Raw genomic sequence first — 8,029 nt, forward strand, 5'->3', positions numbered from 1 at the left:
CGGGAGAGCGCCCCATCGACGTACGCACGCCCAGAACTCAGAAGAACACCGACCGGCGCTGCACGAGCAGCTTGTACAGCGAGTGCTGGATCTGCTCCCGCACCTGATCCGTCAGGTTGAACATCAGCATCGGGTCGTCCGCCGCCTCCGGCGGATAGCCGTCCGTCGGGATCGGCTCCCCGAACTGGATCGTCCACTTCGTCGGCAGCGGCACCGCGCCCAGCGGACCGAGCCACGGGAACGTGGGCGTGATCGGGAAGTACGGGAACCCGAAGACCCGCGCGAGGGTCTTCGCATTGCCGATCATCGGGTAGATCTCCTCCGCCCCGACGATCGAGCACGGCACGATCGGCGACCCCGTCCGCAGCGCCGTCGAGACGAAGCCGCCGCGCCCGAACCGCTGCAGCTTGTACCGCTCGCTGAACGGCTTCCCGATGCCCTTGAAGCCCTCCGGCATCACACCGACCAGCTCGCCCCGCTCCAGGAGCCGCTCCGCGTCCTCCGCACAGGCCAGGGTGTGACCGGCCTTGCGGGCCAGCTCGTTGACCACCGGGAGCATGAAGACGAGATCCGCGGCGAGCAGCCGCAGATGCCTCCCCTGAGGGTGGTTGTCGTGCACCGCGACCTGCATCATCAGGCCGTCGAGCGGCAGCGTCCCGGAGTGATTGGCGACGATCAGCGCCCCGCCGTCGGCGGGGATGTTCTCGATGCCCTTCACCTCCACGCGGAAGTACTTCTCGTAGAAGGGGCGCAGCAGCGACATCAGGACCTGGTCGGTGAGCTCCTCGTCGTAACCGAAGTCATCGACCTCGTACTCCCCCGTCAGCCGCCGGCGCAGGAACGCGAGCCCGCCCGCGATGCGCCGGTCCCAACCGCCGCCCCGCTGCTCGGGCACCGGCTTCCCCGGCTCCGCGCGCTCCGCCCGCGGCTCCCCGTCCTGCTGCCCGGGCAGCGTCTTGACCTCGCTCACGGCCCCGGGTTCGCCCGTGCGCCGGGGACCTGACCTGCGGCGCGCGGAGCGCTGCGCACCCCCGCGCGACCGGTCGTCGTCGAACGGAATGACCTTGGCGTCCGCCATCGTTGACGCTCTCCTCAGTTGGCGCTCTGGTGGCCACCCACGAGGGGCAGCGCGGCGATCCGGTCGACTGCCCCCGCGAGGGCACTGGGCGGCAGCAGTCCCGGACCCCGGCTGCGTACGAAGTCCGCGAAGGTCTCCGCGGTCGTGTACTTCGGCCTGAACCCCAGTGTCTCGCGCATCTGCCGGGTGGCCACGACCCTGCCGTGGGTGAGCAGCCTGATCTGCTCCGGCGAGAAGTCCGTCGCGCCGAGCGTGCGCAGCGCCGAGCCGACCCAGGTGACGGCCGGCAGGAACAGCGGCACGGTGGGGCGGCCGAGCCGCCGCGAGCACTGCGAGAGCAGCAGCTGGCCGTCGCCCGCGATGTTGAACGTGCCGCTGTTGAGCGTCCCGCGCTCCGGATCGTGCGAGGCGAGGCGCAGCACCTCGATCACATCGTCCTCGTGGACGAACTGCAGGCGCGGGTCGTAGCCGAACACGGTCGGCAGGACCGGCAGCGAGAAGTACTCGGCGAGCGGGGACTCGGCGGCGGGACCCAGGATGTTCGCGAAGCGCAGTACGCACACCGCGACATCGGGGCGGCGCCGCGCGAAGCCGCGCACATAGCCCTCGACCTCGACGGTGTCCTTGGCGAAGCCGCCGCTGGGCAGGGACTTGGGCGGCGTGGTCTCGGTGAAGACCGCGGGGTCCTTGGGCGCGGAGCCGTACACGCTGGTGCTCGACTTCACCACGAGCCGCTTCACGCTCGGCGACTTCTGGCACGAGCCGAGCAGCTGCATGGTGCCGATGACGTTGGTCTCCTTGACCGAACCCCGGCCGCCCCGGCCTATCGCGGTGGCCGTGACATCCATGTGCACGACCGTGTCCACGGCGTACTCGGCGAGCACCTTGGCGATCGCGGGCTGCCGGATGTCGGCCTGCACGAAGTCGGCGCCGCCCAGATGGTGCTCGGGAGGCACCGCGTCGACGGCGATCACCCGGTCGACCTCGGGGTCGCGCTGGACGCGTCGGACGAACCGTCCGCCCAGCTGCCGGGCCACTCCGGTCACGAGCACGACCTTGCCCAAGATCAGCGCCTGCCTTTCCCCAACCCTCGCCGCGCACCGTCGGCTGTGTCCCGGCCCACGCTAGCGGGTGGATGTTGCGCTGTGATGACCGTGCGCTGCGGGTAGTGATGACGGACACAGGAGTACGTACGGTTCAAGCCGCCGAGAGTGCCCCGCAGGGGCGCGGGGCTGTGACACATGCGGCTCCGTCGCGTGGGCGCGACCAGCCCCGACCGGCCCGAGGACGACGCACTCCATTTCCCGCGGAGCGTTCGGAAAACACCGAAGCCCTCCCGCCGGACGGCGGGAGGGCTTCGAAACACGCTGTTGCAGCGGTCGCTTACTTCTTGTTGCGACGCTGAACGCGGGTGCGCTTCAGCAGCTTGCGGTGCTTCTTCTTGGCCATCCGCTTACGCCGCTTCTTGATAACAGAGCCCACGACTACCCTCGCTCACTTCTCTTCACTCGGTGCGGGGCAGCAGACTGGGCCCACACGACCTACGTCGGCCTAGCCTACCCGTCCCTGCGTGAGGGACGTAATCGAGGTCCGATGGACCCAGCCGGACCCTGCGGCGAGGGGCCCTGAGGCCCCTGCGCTCATCCTGCCTCGACCCCCACATACGACTCGCGGAGGTACTCGTGAACCGCCTGCTCCGGTACCCGGAAGGACCTTCCGACCCGGATGGCGGGCAGATGACCGCTGTGTACCAACCGGTACACAGTCATCTTGGACACTCGCATCACCGAGGCGACTTCCGCCACGGTCAGGAATGCGACCTCGTTCAGCGGCCTTTGGTCTGCAGCCATGACACCCCACCTGAACCTTCCGCACATGACGGGCACCGGCTTCCCCTTCCGGTGACTCTTCGTCCCTGCGCGCTCACTCCCCAGACTAGGGGCGGATGATGCGAGTGGGGAAGAGGAGCAGCCATCGGCCGCCTACTGTGACAGACACGCTCGATTGAGTACATAGCGAGTAAGCGGTCGGTAGTAATCAGACCGCACAGCGTCATCAAGCGGAACGACGACGGACACCTGCCCCTCGGCCTCTCCGACGAACAGCGCGGGATCGTCCGTATCCGCCAGACCGATCGCCTCAAACCCCAGCTGACCTGCCCCGCAGACCCATCCGTGGTCCCCGACGACCAACTCGGGAAGCGGTCCCCCGGCCTCCGCAGCGGCATCGAGGACGGCCCGAACCGGCAAGGGTGAGTGGGTATGTGCGCCGGTCTCACTCCCGGTGGGACGCACGCCGGGTTCGCGCACCAGCGCGACTCCTTGTACGTAGTCAAGGTTGTACGTGCGTAGGCCGAACCGGGTCGTTATGTCGACACTGTTGCCCTGCGCGGGAGTGAGGACGGTGCATCCCGCCGCCGACAACGCGTCCGCCAACGCGGCGTAGAACCCGAGGAGTCGGTGCGGATGACCGGTCCCGAAGAGCACCGGAAGCCGCCTCCTGGCCGCCTCCGCGAGCCGCTCCGCGAAGGCGTCGAGCGCCGTCAGCGTCCGCTCCGGATCGATGACGTCGGCCCCCGTGGTGTGCCGGGGATCGGCCGAGACCCCGCACTTGTCCGCCATCAGCCGCAGCAGATCACCGGGACCCCAACTCCACTCGGGATCAAGCCCGAGCAGTATCCGCGGGTCCCGCGCCGCGAAGAGCCGATAACTCCGCAGACTCTCTTCCCGCGAGGTGGCCACAGGCCCGGCCAACCGAGCCGCCAACAGATGCGCGCGCAGCGCTCCCGTGCTCAACACGCTGCCGATGCTGGCGCATCAGCCCCACGCAGACCCCCAAAACCCCGGAAAGCCCCCACAGTTGGCGTAACGCGGGCACAATGATTCAGCGCCTCCGCAATTCCAGCCCCTGCGGTGCTCTGATGGGGGAAAGCCCCCTACGCCAACAGCCCCCGCAAGGGAAACGCCGCCCGCCGAGCCGCGAGCACGGCCTGGTCGAGCCGATCGGCGGGGTCGTACCCCGACTCCCACCCCTGCCAGACCACGGGCCACCGCCCATCGGTCATCCGCATGGGCCCCAACTGCCGTGTCCGCGCATACACTTCCTGCCGCCACGCCTCCGGAATCATCGCGGAGGGCTCCACGGGCCGCCCCGCAGCGACGGACACAAGATGCGTCCACGACCGCGGCACCACATCCACCACGGCATACCCCCCGCCCCCCAGTGCGACCCAGCGCCCCTCGGCGTACTCATGGGCCAGCTCGTGACAGGCGACCTGCACGGCACGCTGCGCGTCCAGCGATACGGCGAGGTGCGCGAGGGGATCCTCGAAGTGCGTGTCGGCCCCGTGCTGCGTCACGAGCACCTGCGGCCTGAACTCCGCGAGCAGCTCGGGCACCACGGCGTGGAACGCCCGCACCCACCCGGCGTCCGCCGTCCCCGCGGGCAGCGCGACATTGACCGCCGACCCCTCCGCGACGGAGTCCGCCCCCGTCTCCTCGGGCCACCCGGTCTGCGGGAACAGCGTCCGCGGATGCTCGTGCAGGGAGATCGTCAGAACCCGCGGGTCCTCCCAGAACGCCGCCTGCACACCGTCCCCGTGATGCACGTCGACGTCCACATAGGCGACCCGCTCGGCGCCGAGCTCCAGCAGCCGTGCGATGGCCAGCGCGGCGTCGTTGTAGATGCAGAACCCGGACGCGGCCCCCGGCATGGCATGGTGCAGCCCGCCCGCGAAGTTCACCGCGTGCAGGGCCTCCCCGCGCCACACCGCCTCGGCCGCCCCCACGGACTGCCCGGCGATCAGCGCCGACACCTCGTGCATCCCGGCGAAGGCCGGGTCGTCCTCCGTGCCGAGCCCGTAATCCCCGCGCGCGGAGGCGGGGTCGGCGGAAGCGGCCTTGACCGCCTCCACATAGTCCTCGCGGTGCACGAGCCGCAGCGTCGAATCGCCGGCCCGCTTGGCCGCGACCACGTCGAGCTCCTGGTCGAGCCCGAAGGCACCGACCAGACTTCGGGTCAGACCGAGCCTGACCGGGTCCATGGGGTGACCCGGGCCGAAGTCATAGCCCGTTACTGCCTCGTCCCACATCAGCTGTGCGCGGCCGCTCATGCCCGTCACCGTATCGGTCCGCTTCCGGGGCGAAGGAGCGGGCGTACAACAAGGTCACAAGCACCAACACCATGGGAACGAGCATCGCCCCCCGGTAGTTCCACGCATCGCCGAGCCCGCCCACCAGCGGCGAACCGATCAAGAAGCCCACATAGTTGAAGACATTCAGTCGCGCGACGGCCGCATCCGAAGCCCCGGGGAACAGCCTGCCCGCCGCCGCGAACGTCTGCGGAACGATCACGCACAGCCCGAGCCCCAGCACCGTGAACCCCGCGATCCCGACCCACGCCCCCGGCGCCACCGCCACCACCGCGAACCCCAGCGCGGCCACCACCGACCCGGCCCGCACCACCGCCACGGCCCCGAACCGCCGCACACCCAGGTCCCCGAGCCCCCGCCCCAGCAGCGTCATGACCATGTAGACGTTGTACGGAACGGTCGAGACCTCCTCCGAACTCCCCAGCACGTCCTGCAGATACTTCGCGCTCCAGTTGGAGACCGTCGAATCCCCGATGTACGCGAAGCTCATCACCAGACACAGCGGAAGCAGCAGCTTGAAGACGACCGGCCCGCCCTTCCCGGCGGCCGCGGCTGCGTCCGCCGCCTCCGTCCCGGCATCGACGTACCACCGGCTCCCCACCAGCGCGGCCGGCAACAGCACCACGACAACCGGCAGATAGGACACCAACAGCGACAGATCCCAGTGCGCCCCCGCCCAGGCCAGCGAGGCCCCCGCGATCCCGCCCAGGCTGTACGCGGCGTGGAAGCCGAGCATGATGCTCCGCCCGTACGCCCGCTGAAGACTCACCCCGAGCATGTTCATGGACGCATCAAGAGCACCCACCGAAAGCCCGAACGCCCCGAGCGCCACGGCCACTTGCCACATCGCGTCCCCGGCCCCGACCCCCAACAGGGCGAGCAGCACGACGGGTTGCGACCACCTCAGCACCGCACTGGGCGGCACCCGCTTCACCAACTGCTCGGTGCCCACGCTCCCGGCCCCGGCAAGGACCGGCACCGCGGCGAGAAAGACGGGCAGCAGCCCGTCGGATATCCCGTAGCGATCCTGGATCGCCGGGATCCGCGTCACGAGCAGGGCGAAGGTCACTCCCTGCACCAGGAAGGAGAACGCCAGCGAGGCCCTGCCGCGCCGCAGCACTTCGGTCATGGCTGCAGAGCGTAAGGCCCCGGGCTACCCGTGGGTAGATGGATCACTCAACCAATTTCAGCGGCCCTGGACGTCCACCGCGACCATCTGCTCCATGGGCCCGACGGCCAGTCGGCCACTGACCAGCACGGCCAGCGTGATCGTCACCGCCGCGATCGCCCCGCCCAGCCACACCATGGTGTCGACGGGCAGCGTGTAGGCCCCCACGACCCGCAGCACGGCCTCACCGAACAGCGCCAGACCCCATACGACGGAGAACGTCCGCTCCATCCGCGCGAACCGCCCCCGCTCCGCACTCAGCCGCTCCCAGGCAGCGATCCGCGCCGCGTTCCCCTTGGTCACCCAGGGCTTGAGCCCCACGGTCATCAACGGCCGCCCGGCCAGCACCGAACCAAGAACCGCGAGCCCGACCGTGCCGGTGATCCCACTGTCCTTGGCCAGCATGAGCCGCGGATCACCGGCGACCAGGCTCAGCAGCAGCCCCACGACATTCGCGGTCAGGATCAGCGCCGCGAGCCCATTGACCCGCCGCTCCTTGACCAGCCCCCACGCCGTACGACCGGCCGGCAGCACACTGCTCCAGGCCAGCGCCGCCACGGTCCCCATCCCGAACCCCTTGCTGAGCAGGTAGTACGAGACGGTGGGCACGACCGCGTCGAGCACCAGCGGCTTCAACGACTCCACCCGCGCCTTGCGGGCGTCCGCGGCCCCGACGGTGCGGACCGGGGTGACCGTGGCAGGGGTCTCGGTGACGAGCTGGCTCATGATCGGGTTCCTCCGTCGTAGCTGTGTACGTCCCGTTCCTTCGCGACACACTCAGCTTCGCCGCCGACCCCCGTTCCCCGGCAGAAACGATCGTCCGGACCTCGCGATGACAAATGTCAGCCCGCCCCCGCACCCCGTGTCACGACCGGAGTCATCCCAGCAGGTCGGCCAACTCCCGCATGTCCCCGAAGAGTTCATCGGCCCCTTCGAGCCGTTCCGCGGGCGTCATACCGGTGAACCCGAACACATCCATCCCCGCGGCCACCGCGGCCTGCACCCCGAGCGGACTGTCCTCCACGACCACGCACTTCTCGGGCGCGACCCCCATGCGCTCGGCGGCGTACAGAAACAGATCCGGCGCCGGCTTCCCCCGCCCCACGTCCTGCGAACTGAAGATCCGCCCCTCGTCGAACCACTTGTCGAGCCCGGCCTTCCGATGCCCGACCCGAATCCGCTCATGGCTCCCTGACGAGGCCAGGCAGTAGGCGACCCCGTCGGCGGTGAGCTTCTCAAGGATCTCCACGGCACCGTCCACGGGCTGCAGCTCCCGCTCGAAAGCGGCGAACACCCGCCCGTGAAAGACATCGTCGAAGTCCGCGGGAAGCCGCTGCCCGCTCCGCTCGAGAACCAGGTCGTGTACGCGATGCATGGCAGCGCCCATGTAGTCGCGCAGGGACTCCTCGTACGAGGTGGGATGCCCGAGCTCGGTCAGATACCCGGCAAGGATCGTGTTGGAGATCGGCTCGCTGTCCACCAGGACGCCGTCATTGTCGAAGATGACCAGGTCGTATCGCATTCTTCGACCCTAAGCGCTCGCGAATGGGTCCGGAACGCAGAAAACCCCCGCACCATTGGTGCGGGGGTTTCCCATTCAAAATTAGTTCGGCGGCGTCCTACTCTCCCACAG

9 protein-coding genes are annotated in these 8,029 nt (G+C 69.3%); all 9 read right to left on the minus strand.

Translation table 11 applies throughout. The features are described from left to right. Positions 1-37: 37 nt before the first annotated feature. The 9 genes from ACFWZ2_RS43020 to ACFWZ2_RS43060 all read right to left on the minus strand — a co-directional run bounded on the left by ACFWZ2_RS43020 (position 38) and on the right by ACFWZ2_RS43060 (position 7,918). Positions 38-1,078 (minus strand): lysophospholipid acyltransferase family protein, encoded by a 1,041-nt coding sequence (locus ACFWZ2_RS43020; protein WP_384555253.1) that lies wholly within the window; start codon positions 1,076-1,078, stop codon positions 38-40. Between the two features lie 14 nt (positions 1,079-1,092). Next, positions 1,093-2,142 (minus strand): NAD-dependent epimerase/dehydratase family protein, encoded by a 1,050-nt coding sequence (locus ACFWZ2_RS43025; RefSeq protein ID WP_384555254.1) that lies wholly within the window; start codon positions 2,140-2,142, stop codon positions 1,093-1,095. A 319-nt stretch (positions 2,143-2,461) separates the two neighbouring features. Next, positions 2,462-2,560, minus strand: coding sequence for a 30S ribosomal protein bS22 (locus ACFWZ2_RS43030; RefSeq protein ID WP_003948845.1), 99 nt, complete (start codon positions 2,558-2,560; stop codon positions 2,462-2,464). Between the two features lie 158 nt (positions 2,561-2,718). Beyond that, positions 2,719-2,928, minus strand: a complete 210-nt coding sequence (locus ACFWZ2_RS43035; RefSeq protein WP_384555255.1) for a helix-turn-helix domain-containing protein — start codon at positions 2,926-2,928, stop codon at positions 2,719-2,721. Positions 2,929-3,060: 132 nt separating this feature from the next. Then, entirely contained in the window at positions 3,061-3,876 is an 816-nt protein-coding gene (locus tag ACFWZ2_RS43040) for a phosphatase (RefSeq protein ID WP_384555256.1), read from the minus strand. 137 nt (positions 3,877-4,013) lie between these two features. After that, on the minus strand, positions 4,014-5,189 hold the full coding sequence (locus ACFWZ2_RS43045; protein WP_384555257.1) for an acetoin utilization protein AcuC: 1,176 nt from the start codon (positions 5,187-5,189) through the stop codon (positions 4,014-4,016). After that, the gene (locus ACFWZ2_RS43050) at positions 5,140-6,357 is read right to left on the minus strand and encodes an MFS transporter (protein WP_384555258.1); all 1,218 of its coding nucleotides are present in this window, start codon (positions 6,355-6,357) and stop codon (positions 5,140-5,142) included. The genes ACFWZ2_RS43045 and ACFWZ2_RS43050 overlap by 50 nt, the downstream gene beginning before the upstream one ends. A 57-nt stretch (positions 6,358-6,414) precedes the next feature. Further along, the gene (locus tag ACFWZ2_RS43055) at positions 6,415-7,122 is read right to left on the minus strand and encodes a VC0807 family protein (RefSeq protein ID WP_384555259.1); all 708 of its coding nucleotides are present in this window, start codon (positions 7,120-7,122) and stop codon (positions 6,415-6,417) included. A 151-nt stretch (positions 7,123-7,273) separates the two neighbouring features. Beyond that, on the minus strand, positions 7,274-7,918 hold the full coding sequence (locus tag ACFWZ2_RS43060) for an HAD family hydrolase (RefSeq protein ID WP_384555260.1): 645 nt from the start codon (positions 7,916-7,918) through the stop codon (positions 7,274-7,276). Positions 7,919-8,029 lie beyond the last annotated feature (111 nt).

It is taken from the genome of Streptomyces sp. NPDC059002 (assembly GCF_042740435.1).
Taxonomy (GTDB): Bacteria; Actinomycetota; Actinomycetes; order Streptomycetales; family Streptomycetaceae; genus Streptomyces.